General features: G+C 66.6%; 1 protein-coding gene. It reads left to right on the top strand.

Features of this window, described 5'->3' with window-relative positions:
- A partial coding sequence (locus tag HUA76_RS44750) for a condensation domain-containing protein (protein WP_254614918.1) occupies positions 1-897 on the top strand: 897 nt, incomplete at both ends.

Raw genomic sequence — 897 nt, 5'->3', positions numbered from 1 at the left:
CCTCCGGCGACGACTTCGCCCCTCCCTCCACCCTCACCCAGTCCCGCCTCGCCTCCATCTTCTCCGACGTCCTCGGCCTGGAGCGCGTCAGCATCCACGGCGACTTCTTCGAGTTGGGCGGCCACTCTCTCCTCGCCACTCAAGTCGTCTCTCGCATCCGCTCCACCTTCGACGTCGAGTTGCCTCTCGGTGAGCTCTTCTCTTCTCCCACCGTCGCGCTCCTCTCCGAGCGGCTCGACTTGCTCCACGGCTCCTCGTCTCGCCAGCCGGCCCTCGTCCCTGTCGACCGGGCCCAGCCGCTGCCTCTCTCCTTCGCCCAGCAGCGCCTCTGGTTCCTCGACCAGCTCCAGCCCGGCGCTCCCACCTACAACATCCCCTGGGCGCTCAAGCTCACAGGCAACCTCAACGCGGACGCACTGCTCCAGTCCCTCAACGCGCTGATTCAGCGTCACGAGGCCCTGCGCACCCACTTCGCCATTCATGAGGGCCAGCCCGTCCAGCGCATCCTGCCCGACGTCCGCATAGCGCTGCCCGTCGTCGACCTGCGCGCCCTGGACTCCTCTGCTCGCGATTCCGAAGCCCAGCGGATCATGCGCGAGGAGGCTCTTCACTCCTTCGACCTGTCTCGTGGCCCCTTGGTGCACGCCACTCTCGTGCGCCTCACCAATGACGAGTTCCTCCTCCTCATCACCAATCACCACATCGTCTCCGACGGCTGGTCCATCGGCGTCATCGTCCGTGAACTCGCCGCCTTCTACCGTCAGTTCGCTGGGGGCGAGCCTGCCCAGCTTTCTCCGCTGCCCATCCAGTACGCCGACTTCTCCGTCTGGCAGCGCCAGTGGCTCCAGGGCGACGTCCTCTCTTCCGAAATCGCCTGGTGGCGCACCCAGCTTGCCG

Origin of the sequence: Myxococcus sp. CA056 (assembly GCF_013336715.1) — a bacterium.
GTDB classification, from domain to species: domain Bacteria; phylum Myxococcota; class Myxococcia; order Myxococcales; family Myxococcaceae; genus Myxococcus; species Myxococcus llanfairpwllgwyngyllgogerychwyrndrobwllllantysiliogogogochensis.
The sequence above is the reverse complement of the archived record's forward strand: the minus strand, read 5'-3'. Positions and strand labels throughout refer to the sequence as shown.